At 60.2% G+C, this 15,311-nt stretch carries 15 protein-coding genes; 10 read left to right on the forward strand and 5 right to left on the reverse strand.

What is annotated here, in order from left to right:
- The first annotated feature begins 63 nt into the window (after window positions 1–63).
- The 5 genes from hydA (at window position 64) to AB1495_RS07850 (ending at window position 5,222) form a co-directional block, all read left to right on the forward strand.
- Window positions 64–1,524, forward strand: a complete 1,461-nt coding sequence (gene hydA / locus AB1495_RS07830) for a dihydropyrimidinase (protein WP_037943194.1) — start codon at window positions 64–66, stop codon at window positions 1,522–1,524.
- Between the two features lie 106 nt (window positions 1,525–1,630).
- Window positions 1,631–2,413 (forward strand): ABC transporter ATP-binding protein, encoded by a 783-nt coding sequence (locus AB1495_RS07835; protein ID WP_074635989.1) that lies wholly within the window; start codon window positions 1,631–1,633, stop codon window positions 2,411–2,413.
- 69 nt (window positions 2,414–2,482) lie between these two features.
- Complete coding sequence (locus AB1495_RS07840; protein ID WP_074635987.1) at window positions 2,483–3,349, forward strand: ABC transporter permease; 867 nt, start codon at window positions 2,483–2,485, stop codon at window positions 3,347–3,349.
- Window positions 3,346–4,185: an ABC transporter permease gene (locus tag AB1495_RS07845; protein ID WP_037943197.1), complete on the forward strand. Its 840-nt coding sequence runs from the start codon at window positions 3,346–3,348 to the stop codon at window positions 4,183–4,185. The genes AB1495_RS07840 and AB1495_RS07845 overlap by 4 nt, the downstream gene beginning before the upstream one ends.
- 47 nt (window positions 4,186–4,232) lie before the next feature.
- On the forward strand, window positions 4,233–5,222 hold the full coding sequence (locus tag AB1495_RS07850; protein WP_074635985.1) for an ABC transporter substrate-binding protein: 990 nt from the start codon (window positions 4,233–4,235) through the stop codon (window positions 5,220–5,222).
- A gap of 102 nt (window positions 5,223–5,324) precedes the next feature.
- Here the strand turns inward: AB1495_RS07850 and AB1495_RS07855 are convergent, their stop codons facing one another.
- A complete protein-coding gene (locus AB1495_RS07855) occupies window positions 5,325–5,876 on the reverse strand; it encodes a L,D-transpeptidase (RefSeq protein WP_005851389.1) in 552 nt (183 codons plus the stop codon).
- A 137-nt stretch (window positions 5,877–6,013) separates the two neighbouring features.
- Window positions 6,014–6,220: a cold-shock protein gene (locus AB1495_RS07860; protein WP_005851393.1), complete on the reverse strand. Its 207-nt coding sequence runs from the start codon at window positions 6,218–6,220 to the stop codon at window positions 6,014–6,016.
- A gap of 395 nt (window positions 6,221–6,615) precedes the next feature.
- On the opposite strand from AB1495_RS07860, the gene AB1495_RS07865 reads away from it, so the two are divergent.
- Entirely contained in the window at window positions 6,616–7,575 is a 960-nt protein-coding gene (locus AB1495_RS07865) for a two-component system response regulator (protein WP_074635983.1), read from the forward strand.
- Window positions 7,576–7,675: 100 nt separating this feature from the next.
- On the opposite strand, the gene ettA is transcribed toward AB1495_RS07865, so the two are convergent.
- Window positions 7,676–9,331, reverse strand: a complete 1,656-nt coding sequence (ettA, locus tag AB1495_RS07870) for an energy-dependent translational throttle protein EttA (RefSeq protein ID WP_005851397.1) — start codon at window positions 9,329–9,331, stop codon at window positions 7,676–7,678.
- A 368-nt stretch (window positions 9,332–9,699) separates the two neighbouring features.
- Here ettA and AB1495_RS07875 point away from each other — a divergent pair, with 368 nt between their 5' ends.
- The 3 genes from AB1495_RS07875 (at window position 9,700) to AB1495_RS07885 (ending at window position 12,412) form a co-directional block, all read left to right on the forward strand.
- Window positions 9,700–10,140 (forward strand): universal stress protein, encoded by a 441-nt coding sequence (locus AB1495_RS07875; protein ID WP_005851399.1) that lies wholly within the window; start codon window positions 9,700–9,702, stop codon window positions 10,138–10,140.
- Between the two features lie 11 nt (window positions 10,141–10,151).
- Window positions 10,152–11,705 carry a sodium:alanine symporter family protein gene (locus AB1495_RS07880; protein ID WP_005851401.1) on the forward strand — a complete coding sequence of 518 codons (1,554 nt, stop codon included), beginning with the start codon at window positions 10,152–10,154 and terminating at the stop codon, window positions 11,703–11,705.
- 77 nt (window positions 11,706–11,782) lie between these two features.
- Window positions 11,783–12,412 (forward strand): nicotinate-nucleotide adenylyltransferase, encoded by a 630-nt coding sequence (locus AB1495_RS07885; RefSeq protein WP_074635982.1) that lies wholly within the window; start codon window positions 11,783–11,785, stop codon window positions 12,410–12,412.
- Here the strand turns inward: AB1495_RS07885 and AB1495_RS07890 are convergent.
- A complete protein-coding gene (locus tag AB1495_RS07890) occupies window positions 12,377–13,201 on the reverse strand; it encodes a DMT family transporter (protein WP_074635980.1) in 825 nt (274 codons plus the stop codon). The genes AB1495_RS07885 and AB1495_RS07890 overlap by 36 nt on opposite strands.
- A gap of 88 nt (window positions 13,202–13,289) precedes the next feature.
- Here AB1495_RS07890 and AB1495_RS07895 point away from each other — a divergent pair, with 88 nt between their 5' ends.
- Window positions 13,290–14,801, forward strand: coding sequence for a D-alanyl-D-alanine carboxypeptidase/D-alanyl-D-alanine-endopeptidase (locus AB1495_RS07895; protein WP_005851407.1), 1,512 nt, complete (start codon window positions 13,290–13,292; stop codon window positions 14,799–14,801).
- Between the two features lie 15 nt (window positions 14,802–14,816).
- On the opposite strand, the gene AB1495_RS07900 is transcribed toward AB1495_RS07895, so the two are convergent.
- Window positions 14,817–15,239 (reverse strand): tellurite resistance TerB family protein, encoded by a 423-nt coding sequence (locus tag AB1495_RS07900; RefSeq protein ID WP_037944901.1) that lies wholly within the window; start codon window positions 15,237–15,239, stop codon window positions 14,817–14,819.
- Window positions 15,240–15,311: the final 72 nt, after the last annotated feature.

The raw sequence follows: 15,311 nt of genomic DNA on the forward strand, positions 1-15,311 counted from the left end.
GGGGGCCAGCCCCCAGACCCCCGGGATTTGGACCATTTGGAAGACAGATAGGGGAGAGGACAGATGAGCAAAGTAATCAAGGGCGGCATGGTCTGCACGGCGGATCGCACCTGGAAAGCGGATGTGTTGATCGAGGGCGAGATCATCAAGCAGATCGGCGAGGATCTGGTAGGTGACGAATATATCGACGCCGAAGGGGCCTATGTCATCCCCGGCGGGATCGATCCCCATACCCATCTGGAGATGCCCTTTATGGGCACCACAGCGGCCGAGACATTCGAGACAGGCACCTGGGCCGCCGCCGTGGGCGGGACCACGATGATCGTCGATTTCTGTCTGCCCGGGGCGGACGGGTCGATCAAGAACGCGATCAATGAATGGCACCGCAAATCCGCGCCGCAGATCTGTTCGGATGTCGGCTATCACATGGCGATCACCGGCTGGAACGAGAATGTCTTTGACGAGATGAAAGACGCCGTCGACATGGGGGTGAATTCGTTCAAACACTTTATGGCCTATAAAGGGGCCTTGATGGTCGAGGATGACGAGATGTTCGCATCCTTCCAGCGCTGTGCCGAACTGGGGGCGCTGCCGATGGTCCATGCCGAGAACGGCGATCTGGTCGCGGCCTTGCAGGAGAAGTATTTCAATCAGGGGATCACGGGGCCGGAGGGGCATGCCTATTCGCGCCCGCCCGAGCTGGAGGGCGAGGCCGCCAACCGCGCGATCACCATTGCCGATGCCGCCGGCGTGCCGCTTTATATCGTGCATGTCTCGTGCGAGCAGACCCACGAAGCGATCCGCCGTGCCCGGCAAAAGGGGATGCGGGTCTATGGCGAGCCGCTGATCCAGTTCCTGACCCTAGACGAGAGCGAGTATTTCAACAAAGATTGGGACCACGCCGCACGCCGTGTCATGTCGCCGCCCTTCCGGTCCAAGGATCATCAGGACAGCCTTTGGGCGGGCTTGCAGTCGGGGTCGTTGCAGGTGGTTGCCACGGATCACGCTGCGTTTTCGACCGAGCAGAAACGCGCGGGCCGCGATGATTTCCGCATCATCCCCAACGGGTCCAACGGGTTGGAGGAACGTCTGGCGGTGCTCTGGACCGAAGGGGTGGAGACGGGCCGTCTGACGCCCAATGAATTCGTCGCTGCCACCTCGACCAATGTGGCGAAGATCCTGAATATCTATCCGCGCAAGGGCGCGATTGTCGAAGGCGCCGACGCGGATATCGTGGTATGGGATCCCAAGATCAGCAAGACGATTTCGACGGCGAACCACCACTCCATTCTGGATTACAACGTCTTTGAAGGCTTCGAGGTGAAGGCACAGGCGCGCTATACCTTAAGCCGGGGCGAGGTCATCTGGGCCTGGGGGCAGAATTCGCAGCCCAACCCCGGACGCGGGCGCTTTGTGCCGCGGCCTGCGTTCCCGTCGGCCAACCTTGCGCTGAGCAAGTGGAAAGAGTTGACTGCGCCGAAACTGATCAAACGCGATCCGCTGAACATCCCTGCGGGGATCTGAACGCGGGACTATCAACGCAGCGCGGCGGTTGCGCCGCGCTGCCCTGAAGAAGAAAGAGGCCAGCATAGATGCGAGCACGTTGTACGGCAGAAGAGGGACGCAGCTTATGAGCACCGCGCCCGTGATCTCGGCCCAGAATCTATCCCTGACATTTGAAACCAACGACGGCCCTGTGCATGCGCTGAAAGACGTGTCGCTTGATATCGAGAAAGGCGATTTTGTCAGCTTTATCGGGCCATCGGGCTGCGGCAAGACGACGTTTCTGCGCTGTATGGCGGACCTTGAGCAGCCAACGGGTGGTGAGATCACTGTCAATGGCGTGAGCGCTGCCGAGGCGCGGCGGGCGCGGGCCTATGGTTATGTATTTCAGGCGGCGGGGCTTTATCCCTGGCGGACGATTGGCGGCAATATCCGGCTGCCGCTTGAAATTATGGGGTATTCCAAGGTCGATCAGGCGGCGCGGGTTCGCCAAGTGTTGGAGCTGGTGGAGCTGGCAGGGTTCGAGCGCAAGTTCCCTTGGCAGCTGTCGGGTGGGATGCAGCAACGGGCCTCGATCGCGCGGGCGCTGGCGTTTGATGCGGATATCTTGCTGATGGATGAACCCTTTGGCGCGCTGGACGAGATCGTGCGCGACCATTTGAATGAACAGCTGCTACGCCTGTGGGCGCGCACACAAAAGACCATCGCTTTTGTCACCCACTCCATCCCGGAGGCGGTGTATCTGAGCACCAAGATCGTGGTGATGAGCCCGCGCCCCGGACGGATCGCCGATGTCATTGAAAGCCCTTTGCCGAAAGAGCGCCCCTTGGATATTCGCGAAACGCCCGAGTTTCTGGAGATCGCGCATCGGGTGCGTGATGGGCTGCGGGCAGGGCATGCGGATGATTGATCGCGTGCCCGCTGCAGCCCGGCCCTTCGGGGAGGATTTTCAGACCATCTGGAAGCAGGGGGGCGCGCGATGAGGTCGAGCTTCTTGCCTGTCCTGACGGTGGTCGGAGTCTTGTTTGCGCTGTGGTATGCGGCGGCGGTCTGGTTGAATTCGGACTGGACCTATGACAAGGCCACACGGTCGGGCGAGACGGTGACCGCCACGTCTTTGGTCGCGGATACCTGGGCGCAGAAAAAGCCCAAACTGCCCGCGCCGCATCAGGTCGCGTCAGAGATCTGGGACACGACGGTGATGAAAAAGATCACGTCGAAGCGGTCCTTGGTCTATCATTCCTGGATCACGCTCAGCGCGACCCTGCTGGGCTTTGGCATGGGGACTTTGCTGGGGGTGTTGTTGGCGGTGGGGATCGTGTTCAACCGCGTGATGGATATGTCGGTGATGCCTTGGGTGATCGCCAGCCAGACCATTCCCATTCTGGCAATCGCGCCGATGATCATTGTGGTGCTGAACGCCGTGGGCGTGTCGGGGCTGCTGCCGAAAGCGATGATCAGCATGTATCTGTCGTTCTTCCCCGTCGTTGTCGGCATGGTGAAAGGGTTGCGCAGCCCTGACCAGATGCAGCTGGATCAGATGCGCACCTGGCATGCCAATGCGGGCCAGACCTTCTGGAAGCTGCGGTTGCCTGCGTCGATGCCGTATTTCTTTACCTCGCTCAAGATCGCGATGGCTGCGTCGCTGGTGGGGGCCATCATTGGTGAGCTGCCAACGGGTGCCGTGGCGGGTCTGGGGGCGCGGTTGTTGGCTGGCAGCTACTATGGCCAGACGATCCAGATCTGGAGCGCGTTGATCATGGCGGCGGCCTTGGCGGCGTTGCTGGTGGGGATCATCGGCTTGATCCAGCGTGTGACATTGAAACGGATGGGGGTGGCGCGATGATCTGGCTGGTTTTTGCCGCAGTGGCCTGGGCCTTTGGCATGTGGGTCAACATCCGGTTGGCGCGATTGCGGCCGGCCCGCTGGGTGTCCCTTGCAGCGCCCTTGGTTTTTGGCGCGACGCTGATCGCTGTCTGGGAGGGCATTGTGCGCGGGCTCGAGATTTCGCAGGTCTTGCTGCCTGCGCCGTCGCTGATTGCCCTGCGCCTGGTGTCATCGCTTGATATCCTTTGGGTGGATTTCGTGCAGACCGTGCTGAAGGGCGCGTTGTCGGGCTATGTGCTGGGCTGTGGTGCGGCCTTTTTGATCGCCGTTGCGATTGACCGTTTCCCCTTCTTGCAACGGGGGCTTTTGCCGGTAGGGAACTTTGTGGCCGCGCTGCCGGTGATCGGGATGGCCCCGATTCTGGTGATGTGGTTCGGCTTTGACTGGCAGTCCAAGGCCGCCGTGGTCGTGGTCATGGTGTTCTTTCCGATGCTGGTGAACACGGTGCAGGGCTTGCAAGCCACCGACGCCATGCAGCGCGATCTGATGCGGACCTATGCGGCCAGCTATTGGGCGACGCTGTTCAAGCTGCGCTTGCCTGCCGCGATGCCTTTCGTGTTCAATGGGCTGAAGATCGGCACGACCCTTGCCTTGATCGGGGCGATTGTTGCTGAATTTTTCGGCTCTCCTGTGCGGGGGATGGGGTTTCGGATCTCTACCTCGGTGGGCCAGCTTGCGCTTGATCTGGTCTGGGCCGAGATTGTTGTCGCGGCGATTGCCGGGTCCGCATTCTACGGCGCGATGTCATTGTTTGAACGGCGGGTGACCTTTTGGCACCCGAGCCAGCGGAACTAACGCGGAACTAACCAAGACGACCAACCAACCAAGAGGGAGATATAAAAATGAAAAAACTATCAACATATGTCGCCGGGGCCGCTGTGGGCCTGATGGGGACCATGGCCCAAGCGGCGGATGATGTGACGCTTCAGCTGAAGTGGGTCACGCAGGCGCAGTTCGCGGGCTATTATGTGGCGCAGGACAAAGGGTTCTATGACGAAGAAGATCTAAACGTCACGATCAAGCCGGGCGGTCCGGATATTGCGCCGACACAGGTGCTGGCCGGTGGTGGTGCCGATGTCGCCGTTGAATGGATGCCCGCCGCTTTGGCCGCGCGCGAGAAGGGCCTGCCGATGGTGAACATCGCGCAGCCGTTCAAATCCTCGGGCATGATGCTGACCTGCCGCAAGGATGCCGGGATCGAGACCACGGATGACTTCAAGGGCAAGACGTTGGGCGTCTGGTTCTTTGGCAACGAATTCCCCTTTCTCAGCTGGATGAGCAAGCTTGAGCTGCCCACCGAAGGAGGTGAGGATGGTGTGACCGTGCTGAAACAAGGCTTTAACGTGGATCCGCTGCTGCAAAATCAGGCCGCCTGCGTGTCGACCATGACCTATAATGAATACTGGCAGGTGATCGACGCAGGTCTGACGCCGGATGATCTGAACGTGTTCAAATACGAAGAGCAGGGCGTTGCCACATTGGAAGACGGGCTTTACGCGCTGGAAGAGAACCTTGCCGATCCGGCCTTCGAGGACAAGATGGTGCGCTTTGTGCGGGCCTCTATGAAGGGCTGGAAATACGCCGAGGAAAACCCCGATGAAGCGGCGGAAATCGTGTTGGACAACGATGCCTCCGGTGCGCAAACCGAAGAGCATCAGAAACGCATGATGGGCGAAGTGGCCAAGCTGACCGCAGGCAGCAACGGCGCGCTGGACGAGACGGATTACGAGCGGACCGTGCAATCGCTGCTGTCCGGTGGGTCGGACCCCGTCATCACGGTAGAGCCGTCGGGCGCATGGACCCATGCGATCACCGACAAAGCCTTGAACTAAGGCGCGCTGAACTACGGGGACACGTCCCCGACACAGTGCAGAAATGCGAAGGGGCTGGCAGCGATGCCAGCCCCTTTTGCGTGGTGGGTAACGTCAGCGGTGTTAAAGCACCGTGACCTTGGTGCCGATGGGCACACGTTGGTACAGGTCTTTGACGTGTTCGTTCAGCATGCGGATACACCCGTTCGAGACAGAGCGCCCGATGCTGCTGGGTTGGGTGGTGCCGTGGATGCGGAAATATGTATCGCGGCCGTTCTGGAACAGATAGAGCGCGCGCGCCCCCAGCGGATTGGACGGGCCACCGGGTTGCGCATCGGTATTGCCGATGAACCGCGCATAGGTCTTGGGCTCTCGTTCGATCATCTCGTCCGTGGGGCGCCAGGTGGGCCATTCCTTTTTGACATCGATCGTCGCGGTGCCGGTAAACTCCAGCCCCGCCTTGCCGACGCCCACACCGTATCGCATGGCCTGACCGGGGGCGGTCACCAGATACAGGTAGTGGCTGCGGGGCAGGATCAGCAGCTCGCCCACGGCATATTGTGGTTTGATCGACACCATTTGCGGCGTGGGGTCATAGGCGGCACCCGCGGCAAACAGCGCGTGGGGAAAGGCGAGGGCGGCCAAAGAACCTGCGATAAACTGACGGCGGCGCATGGGGGGCTCCTTTAGGATGTGATGACGGTATTTTGCCCCTTGGGTTGTGTTTGGCAACCCTGAGGACATAAAAAAACCGGCTGTCCCGTGAGGGTCAGCCGGCAAATTCATCCTGCGGGCCTAAGGCCCTGCATGGCTTATGCCAGTGCGATGTTCGACGCGGATTCGCGGCCGTCACGGCCAGCTTCGATGTCGAATGTCACTTTCTGGTTGTCGGCCAGACCGGTCAGGCCTGCGCGCTCAACAGCGGAGATGTGTACGAATACATCTTTGCTGCCGCCATCGGGTGCGATAAAGCCGAAGCCTTTTGTTGTGTTGAACCATTTTACGGTGCCAGTGGCCATATCCGTAGTCTCCTCTAGTATGCCATCCGCGTCGTGCGATGGCTTGGCGTTGTCGGTCTGGATCGAAGTCTGAACGCCGTATGAGGGAGACAGTTGGTCGAAAAAGAATAACGTTAGCCATTCGGATATGGCAGGTCGTGGGGATTCGCGCAAGGGGCTGTCAATGGGCCTTGAAAAACAGGCCGTTCCTTGCTGATTCCGGCACATTTGCGCCTTATTCTTCGGAGAGGCAAGGTGAAACCCTAACCCGCATTGGCAGAGGCAGCGGGACAAAGGGTTAACGGATTGGCCGAAATTGCCTAACTGCTGACAGATTCATCTGCGATTTTGCTCCGAGCCATAAGAGAATTTAACCAGTCCCCCTTCTGCCGACACGACAACGAGTGAGCCACCGTATGAAAATCCTAGCCGTAGATGACGATCCCACCATTCTTGACCTGTTGCGCGACTGTCTGACGCCGTCGCTGGGGTTCGATCTGGTCTGTGCAGACTCGGCCGAGGATGGGTTGGCCAAGATCGACGAACATGGGGCGAGCTTTGACTGCTTCTTGCTGGATATCATGCTGCCCGGCGTTGACGGGATCACCCTATGTGACGACATCCGCAATATGCAGGCCTATAAAAGTGCGCCGATCATCATGATCACCGGCAGCCGGAAACATGACCTGATGGACACCGCCTTCCGCGCCGGGGCGACGGATTTCATCTTCAAGCCCTTGAACGGGATCGAACTGGGCGCGCGTATCAACATGGCGGGCATGCTCAGCGACAGTCTGCGCCGTGAACGCGAGGCCGCGCATACGCTGGCGGAGCTGTCGGGCCTGATGAAGGTACGGGTCGAGGAAAGTTTTGATCTGAATGTTGTCGGCGTCGACGATCTGCACGGTTTCGAAAACCACATGCTGCGTCTGCCCGAAGGCTGCTATGCCATGAGCCTTTTTGCGGTCAAGCTCCCGCAGATCCGCAATATCTTCGAGGCCGCAAGCCCGGCTGAGTTCTGTCGCCAGATGGGCTTGGTCGCGCAGGCCACGGTTGCGGCGCTGGCCCATGAGAAATGCTTTATGGGCTATGCGGGCGAGGGGATCATCGTGGGCACCGTGATGGGCCGCCACCGGATCAAGCCCGAAGAGATACAGAAAGACATCGAAGACATCCTGTCCCATGATGGCACCGCCGCACGTATCGGTGGGGATTTCAGCGCCGATGTCACGGTCAAGCTGGTGTCGAACCAGCGGCTGTGGTCGGGGCTGTCTGCCTGCAACACGTTGCGCGATTTTCTGGGCCGTGAAACCGTGCCCGACAGTACCAGCACCGACCGCACCGATGGCTATACGGAACTGGCCGACGGGGTGTAACGGGAAAACCGTGCCGCGTCGCTGCGGCGCGTTGACCGACACATAAAAAGGCCCCCGCAGTTTCCTGCGGGGGCCTTTTTTCTTAGAACTTTCGCCTAGATCAGCGCGAGAATTTCTTGTGCTTCATGCGCTTGGGTTCCATGGCGTCTTCGCCCAGACGACGCTTCTTGTCCTCTTCGTAGTCAGAGAAGCCGCCTTCGAACCATTCAACATGCGCGTCGCCTTCAAAGGCGAGGATGTGCGTACAAATCCGGTCAAGGAAGAAACGGTCGTGCGAGATGACCACGGCGCAGCCCGCGAAATCGACCAGCGCGTCTTCGAGCGCGCGCAGGGTTTCAACGTCCAGATCGTTGGTAGGTTCATCGAGCAGCAGCACGTTGCCGCCTTCTTTCAGCAGACGCGCCATATGCACACGGTTGCGTTCACCACCCGACAGCAGGCCGACTTTCTTCTGTTGGTCGCCGCCCTTGAAGTTGAAGGCACCGCAATAGGCGCGGGAGTTCACTTCGGCATCACCAAGCTTGATGATCTCGGCCCCGCCCGAAATGGCCTGCCAAACGTTGTCATCAGGGTTCAGGTCATCGCGCGACTGGTCAACATAGGACAGATCAACGGTATTCCCCAACTCGATCGTGCCGGTATCGGGTTGTTCGTGGCCAGTGATCATCTTGAACAGGGTTGATTTACCCGCGCCGTTGGGGCCGATCACGCCGACGATCCCGCCCGGCGGCAGAGAGAAGTCCAGCTTTTCGATCAACAGCTTGTCGCCCATGGCTTTGGACAGGCCCTCGACCTCAAGCACCTTGTTGCCCAGACGGGGACCGTTGGGGATAACGATCTGGGCGCGCGTCAGGCGTTCGCGCTCTGAGCTGTCGGCCATTTCGTTATAGGACTTGATCCGCGCTTTGGATTTCGCCTGACGGGCCTTGGCCCCCTGACGCATCCATTCCAATTCGCGCGACAGTGTCTTTTGCTTGGACTTGTCCTCGCGGGCTTCCTGTTCAAGCCGTTTGGCTTTCTGATCGATCCAGCTGGAATAGTTCCCCTCGTAGGGGATGCCATTGCCGCGGTCGAGCTCAAGGATCCAGCTGGTGATGTTATCCAGGAAGTACCGGTCGTGGGTGACGATCAGGATCGTGCCCTTATAGTCGATCAGGTGCTGTTGCAGCCAGGCGATGGTTTCCGCGTCCAGGTGGTTGGTCGGTTCGTCAAGCAGCAGCATTTCGGGCGCTTCAAGCAGCAGCTTGCACAGCGCCACGCGGCGGGCTTCACCACCGGACAGTTTGGTCACATCGGCATCGTCGGGCGGGCAGCGCAGGGCTTCCATCGAGACGTCGATCTGGCTGTCGAGATCCCAGAGGTTCTCCGCGTCGATCTGATCCTGCAAGGCGGCCATTTCGTCGGCTGTCTCGTCGGAATAGTTCATCGCCAGTTCGTTGTAGCGGTCCAGAATGTCTTTCTTGGCTTTCACGCCCAGCATGACATTTTCGCGCACGGTCAGGGCGGGGTCCAGATAGGGTTCCTGTTCCAGGTAGCCGACCTTGGCCCCTTCAGCGACCCATGCTTCGCCCGAATAATCCTTGTCCTTGCCGGCCATGATCTTCATCAGCGTGGATTTACCCGCGCCGTTGACACCGACCACACCGATTTTCACACCGGGCAGGAAGTTCAGGTTAATGTTGTCGAAACACTTTTTGCCGCCCGGGTAGGTCTTTGAGACACCGGACATGTGATAGACATATTGATAGGCGGCCATTGAGAATCCTCGGATAAGCTGAATACGGTTTGGAACGTGCAATATCGCCACAGGCGGGCAAGAGCAAACATTCAATATATAAGGCCTGTGCCGCGGTTTTGAAGCCCGTGTGTTCCCGGGCGATTCACAGGGCGCAGGGGCAAGACGCACAAAGCGCTGATCGCGCGGGCGGCAAAGGCTGTTTTTCCGATAACTATCCCTTTTTACCGTTTTCGAGCGGTGAACTGGGGACGAATGACCGAATTTTACGCGAAATTCAGTCGAAAAAAATTTTGGAGCTCGTTTATATTCGCCTAATCCGGGTGCGTTCAGCGCCCCGATACAACGCGGCCGCAAAAAGACCGCGTCATACACAAAGGGACAAATACATGACAGCATCCACTATTGTTGTTGGACTGGACGGGGGGGAAGCCGGGGCGCGCGCTTTGGATTTCGCAACGAAACAGGCCAAATTGATTGGCGATTGCGAGCTCAAGCTCGTTTACGTGATTGAATGGTCTCCATTCAGCTTCCAGACCTCGGAAGAGAATGACCAGCGCCACAAGCGGCGCGAAGAGGAACTGGCACTGGCCCGCGAACGTATCGTCGATCCGGCGGTCAAGAAGGTCAGCGAAGACGGCGTCACCGTTCAGGGCATCGTGAAGCATGGCGATGTGGCCGATATTCTGGACGATCTGGCCAAGAAACACGGCGCACAGCAGATCGTGGTAGGCCGTGTCGGTCTGCGCGGCCTGAAAGAGCGTATGTTCGGCGGCGTAACCGGCCGCTTGGCTGTGGCGTCCCGCGTGCCTCTGACGATCATTCCTTGAAAGGTCATATCATGAAAAAATTTCTGACAACGGGTGCGGGGGCTGCTGCTGTCTCTGCCTTGCCCATGGTTGCCGCGGCACAAGAAACCGTCGGCATGGATCAACGCATCAATGATATTTTCGCGGGTTCGACAGGCTGGTTCGTCAATCTGATCTTCATGTCGCTACCCGGCACCAACTTCCCGTGGATCGTGCTGTGGCTGGTGGTCGCGGCGTCGGTGTTTACGCTGTATTTCGGCTTCATTCAGGTCAAAGCGTTCTGGCATGCGATCTCGCTGGTCAAAGGCGATTATTCCGATCCCGATGACGCGGGCGAGGTGAGCCACTTTCAGGCGCTTGCAACGGCGCTGTCGGGGACTGTCGGTCTGGGCAACATCGCGGGCGTCGCGGTGGCCGTGGGCATCGGCGGTCCGGGGGCGACCTTCTGGATGATCCTGGCCGGTTTGCTGGGCATGGCCTCCAAGTTCACCGAATGTACGCTGGGTGTGAAATACCGCAATGAATACGCCGATGGCACCGTCTCCGGTGGTCCGATGTACTATATGACAAAGGGCTTCAAGGAGCGCGGCCTGCCTTTGGGCGGGGTGCTGGCGGTGATCTTTTCGATCTTTACCATCGGCGGTGCCTTGGGCGGCGGGAATATGTTCCAGGCCAATCAGGCCCATGCGCAGCTGTCCGGTATCATCGGAGACTACCCTGGCTGGATCACGGGCATCGTCTTTGCCGCAGTGGTCTTTGCGGTCATCGTCGGCGGGATCAAATCCATCGCCAATGTCACCGAGAAAATCGTGCCGCTGATGGGCGTGATCTATGTTGGTGCGGCGCTGATCATCCTGATCGTTGAATACGACAAGATCGGCTGGGCCTTTGGCCAGATCTTTGAAGGCGCGTTCAGCGGCTTGGGCGTTGCAGGCGGTCTGGTTGGCGCGCTGATCCAGGGCTTTAAACGGGCGGCGTTCTCGAACGAGGCGGGTGTCGGCTCGGCGGCGATCGCACACTCTGCCGTGCGCACCAAAGAGCCGGTGACCGAAGGCGTCGTATCCCTGTTGGAGCCCTTCATCGATACCGTTGTCATCTGTACGATGACCGCGCTGGTGATCACCATCTCTGGCGTGCTGGTGATGGACCCCGAAACGGGCCGCTTTATCCTGAATGACGCAGGCACCGCGATCCAGACCATCGACGGGTCAAGCGGCGTTCAGCTGACATCGGCTGCCTTTGCGACCGGATTCAGCTGGTTCCCCTATGTGCTGGCGCTGGCGGTGATCCTGTTCGCCTTCTCCACCATGATCAGCTGGTCCTACTACGGGCTGAAGGCGTGGACCTATCTGTTCGGTGAAGGCAAAACCAAAGAGATCGTGTTCAAGGTGATCTTCTGCCTGTTCATCATCGTGGGGGCGGCGGCCAATCTGGGCGCGGTTATCGACTTCTCTGATGCGATGATCTTTGCGATGGCGGTTGTGAACATCACAGCGCTGTACTTCCTGATGCCGATCGTGAAACGCGAGATGAAGAGCTATTTCGCGCGGTTGAAATCCGGCGAGATCAAGAAGTTCGTCGATTAACGCACGGATAACGCGATTGACAAAGGGGCGTTGCTGCCCTTCTTTCGGCCCCTGATGTATATCGGGGGCCGTTTTCGTTGGGTTATCCATTTCCATATGCGCCCCCGGGGCAGGTGATCGGGCTGCTTGGCGGGTCGTTCGATCCGGCGCACGAGGGGCACGCCCATATCACCCGCGAGGCGATCAAGCGTTTCGGGCTGGATCGGGTGTGGTGGATGGTCAGCCCGGGCAATCCGCTTAAGGCGCATGGGCCGGCCCCGATGGCGTCCCGTTTGACCCGCGCGCGCGAGGTGATGCAGCACCCGCGGGTCGAGGTCACCGATATCGAGGCCCATCTTGGCACCCGCTACACCGCGCAAACCCTTGCCGCGCTGCGGGGCCGCTATCCCGGTGTGCGCTTCGTCTGGCTGATGGGGGCGGATAATCTGGCGCAGTTCCACCTGTGGCAGGATTGGCGGCAGATCATGGAGACAGTGCCCCTAGGGGTGCTTGCACGGCCCGGCCAGCGCATATCGGCACGGATGAGCCACGCCGCAACGCTTTATGCACCCTACCGGATTTCGGGGCGGCAAAGCCAGCTCTTGGGGCAGGCACCGGCCCCCGCGTGGTGTTTTGTGAACGTCCCGATGGTCGATGTCAGCTCAAGCGCGATCCGGGCCGCGGGCAAATGGTCAGCGCAATCTGGCAGAGGCGATACCCGCCCCTAGGATCATCGCCATGCCGGCCCATGTCAGCGCGTCGGGCCATGCGCCGAACACCAGCCACCCCAGCCCCACGGCGGACAGCAGTTGCAGATACACCAGCGGTGCGACCTTGGTCGCAGGGGCCATGCGATAGGCGTATAACATCAGCAGGTTGCCCAGCATCGAACAAAGCGCGCTTGCGAGGCTTAGCCCCAGGACAGGGCCGGACAGCGGCGGGAAATAGACCAGCCCCAGCGGCAAAAGCAGCAGCCCGCCGATCACCAACTGGCTGAAGGTCAGCGCAAGGGGCGGGGCCAGATGCGACAGCCAGCGCGACATCGTGAGGAACACGCCATAAAGCGTCCCCGCGATCAGCGCCCAAAGCAGCCCTGCACTGGGTTCAAGCCCCGGTCGGACCACGACCAGCACCCCCAGAAACCCCGCCACGATCAACGCGCTGCGTTGAAGCGATATCGCCTCGCGCAGAAAGAGCGCGGCCAGCACATAGCTGAGCAGCGGACCGATAAAGAAGGCGGCAAAGACATTGGCCACGTCCTCGGTCACCAGTGCTGTCTGGATGCAGGTGATGCTGCCGCACAGGATGGCGGCACGGACCCAGATGCGCCAGTTGCCGAACAGGGCGCGCGTTTGCGGCGGGGCGAAGGGCACCAGCAGCAGCGCCCCTATGGCAAACCGCGACCACGCCACAAAAACGGGGGCCACGCCAAGCTGTGAGGTCAGGATCTTGCCCGCGCTGTCGCCTGCGGGAATCAGTGACATGGCGACAAACATGATCAAAATAACGCGTTGCATGTCTTGTCAGTTAGCATGGGCCCCCGCCCATGAAAATGTGATTTGCAAGCGCTTGTGTCGCTCTGTCCTGTCAGGTTTAAGTCGCCCCATGAAAACTGTTTTATCCCGTCGTTTGTTTCTGAGTACCGCTGCGGCGGCTGTTGTGGCTCCAGCGGCCTTTGCGGCACCGCCAACTGAATCGCTGCGCCCCGTCTTGCGCGGGGACGATCTGTTCCGGCAGGCGATCCCCTCGGCGCAAGAGCTGATCGACAAGGCGCGGTTGAACGGGGCTGTGACCTTTAGTCTGGCGGATGCGGAAACCGGTGCGGTGCTGGAACAGAACGGCCCGCTTGACGGGATGCCCCCGGCGAGCGTGACCAAGGCGATTACCGCGCTTTACGCGCTGGATACCTTGGGCGCGGCGCATCAGTTTCAGACGCGCATCATGGCGACCGGTGGCATTGTGGACGGCGAAGTGCAGGGCGATCTGATCCTTGTGGGCGGGGGCGATCCGACGCTGGATACGGACGGGCTGGCCAAAATGGCCGATGACCTCAAGGCGGCGGGCATTATCGGCGTCAAAGGCGGGTTGAAGATTTACGAACGCAGCCTGCCGGTCTTCCCGTTGATTGATGCGGATCAGCCGGATCATGTGGGCTATAACCCCGCCGTGTCGGGGCTGGCGCTGAACTTTAACCGCGTCCACTTTGAATGGAAGCGCGAGAACGGCAGCTATTCGGTGCTGATGGACGGGCGGTCGGGGTCTTATCGCCCTGACGTGGCGATGGCCGCGATGGAGATCAGCGACCGCAGTGCGCCGGTCTTTGCCTATCGTGACGCAGGCACCCGCGATGACTGGAGCGTCGCGAAAAGTGCCTTGGGCAATGGGGGGTCGCGCTGGCTGCCGGTGCGCAAGCCGGGGCTGTATGCGGGCGATATCTTTAAGACGTTGGCTGGGGCACAGGGCATCCGTCTGCGCGACATGGCGTTGATCACCAGCTTGCCCGAGGGCGAGGTGCTGGTGACCCGTTCCAGCGCGCCGCTGCGCGATATCCTGCGCGATATGTTGAAGTATTCCAATAACTTGATCGCAGAGATGGCGGGGCTATCCGCCACGGTTTACCGCACGGGCACGCCCGCGTCACTGCGCGCGTCTGCGGCAGAGATGAACGTGTGGGCCAAGGCCAATCTGGGCATGGATGCACCCGCGCTGGTGGACCATTCGGGGTTGGGCGAAGACAGCCGCGTGACCGCGCAGGATATGGTGACGGCGCTGGTGCGGGTCTATGGATCGGGTACGTTGAAACCGTTGCTCAAGTCGATTTCCCTGCGCGATTCCAAGGGGCGGCCCGTGCAGGATCACCCGATCAAAGTCGAGGCGAAGACCGGCACGTTGAACTTTGTCTCGGCCTTGGCAGGGTATCTGACGGCACCGGACGGGCGGGTGATGGCCTTTGCCGTGTTCACCGCCGATATGCCCCGTCGCGCCACCCTGACCCGCGCACAACGCGAACGCCCCGAGGGGGGGCGGGCGTGGAACGGGCGCTCCAAACGGTTGCAGCAAGGGCTGATCGAACGCTGGGGGGCGTTCCATGTGGCTGCGGATTCGGCCTCTCTTTGATCGCGGTGACGCGGCCTATTTGACGTGACGGGCGCGGGCACCGCGTTCGATGGCGGCGGCGTGCAGGCGGTCGAGGTCAAGCTCGTAGCGGATTTCTTCCAGCAGACGTAATTCGGCCTCGTCTAACGTGCCGTCGGCCGCGGCCACATCGCAGGCCAGCGCATAGGCCGTTTCGTTCAACCGGTCGGGCAGCGCGCCCTTGATCAGGCCGAACAGGGCATCCAGCCCGTCTTCCTGTTCGAACAGGTCGAACACCATCGAGCTGACAGAGCTGATGCGGTCCACATCATAGCCGGAAAAGACGGGGAGCATGTTTACAGCCGTCTGGATCTTGAGCAATTCGGTGGTGCGGATGTCCTCGTCTGATGCGGAAACCGCGATCATCACGGCGACAAGGCAATCCTGCGCGCTGAGGGTGAGGGAGGTGTCGTCATTCATGCGCATTTCCGTTCGGTCATTCCGTTGATCTGCAGATTATTGACGGGCCTACGGGGACGCAATAGGTACGGG

Origin of the sequence: Sulfitobacter pontiacus (assembly GCF_040790665.1) — a bacterium.
In the GTDB taxonomy this organism is placed as follows: Bacteria; Pseudomonadota; Alphaproteobacteria; order Rhodobacterales; family Rhodobacteraceae; genus Sulfitobacter; species Sulfitobacter pontiacus.

Coding starts and splice junctions, on each gene's coding strand:
- AB1495_RS07855 (WP_005851389.1), bottom strand. CDS start 5,876: ATGCGCCGCCGTCAGTTTATCGCAGGTTCTTTGGCCGCCCTCGCCTTT.
- AB1495_RS07875 (WP_005851399.1), top strand. CDS start 9,700: ATGACAGCATCCACTATTGTTGTTGGACTGGACGGGGGGGAAGCCGGG.
- AB1495_RS07845 (WP_037943197.1), top strand. CDS start 3,346: ATGATCTGGCTGGTTTTTGCCGCAGTGGCCTGGGCCTTTGGCATGTGG.
- AB1495_RS07840 (WP_074635987.1), top strand. CDS start 2,483: ATGAGGTCGAGCTTCTTGCCTGTCCTGACGGTGGTCGGAGTCTTGTTT.
- AB1495_RS07890 (WP_074635980.1), bottom strand. CDS start 13,201: ATGCAACGCGTTATTTTGATCATGTTTGTCGCCATGTCACTGATTCCC.
- hydA (WP_037943194.1), top strand. CDS start 64: ATGAGCAAAGTAATCAAGGGCGGCATGGTCTGCACGGCGGATCGCACC.
- AB1495_RS07900 (WP_037944901.1), bottom strand. CDS start 15,239: ATGAATGACGACACCTCCCTCACCCTCAGCGCGCAGGATTGCCTTGTC.
- ettA (WP_005851397.1), bottom strand. CDS start 9,331: ATGGCCGCCTATCAATATGTCTATCACATGTCCGGTGTCTCAAAGACC.
- AB1495_RS07895 (WP_005851407.1), top strand. CDS start 13,290: ATGAAAACTGTTTTATCCCGTCGTTTGTTTCTGAGTACCGCTGCGGCG.
- AB1495_RS07860 (WP_005851393.1), bottom strand. CDS start 6,220: ATGGCCACTGGCACCGTAAAATGGTTCAACACAACAAAAGGCTTCGGC.
- AB1495_RS07850 (WP_074635985.1), top strand. CDS start 4,233: ATGAAAAAACTATCAACATATGTCGCCGGGGCCGCTGTGGGCCTGATG.
- AB1495_RS07865 (WP_074635983.1), top strand. CDS start 6,616: ATGAAAATCCTAGCCGTAGATGACGATCCCACCATTCTTGACCTGTTG.
- AB1495_RS07835 (WP_074635989.1), top strand. CDS start 1,631: ATGAGCACCGCGCCCGTGATCTCGGCCCAGAATCTATCCCTGACATTT.
- AB1495_RS07880 (WP_005851401.1), top strand. CDS start 10,152: ATGAAAAAATTTCTGACAACGGGTGCGGGGGCTGCTGCTGTCTCTGCC.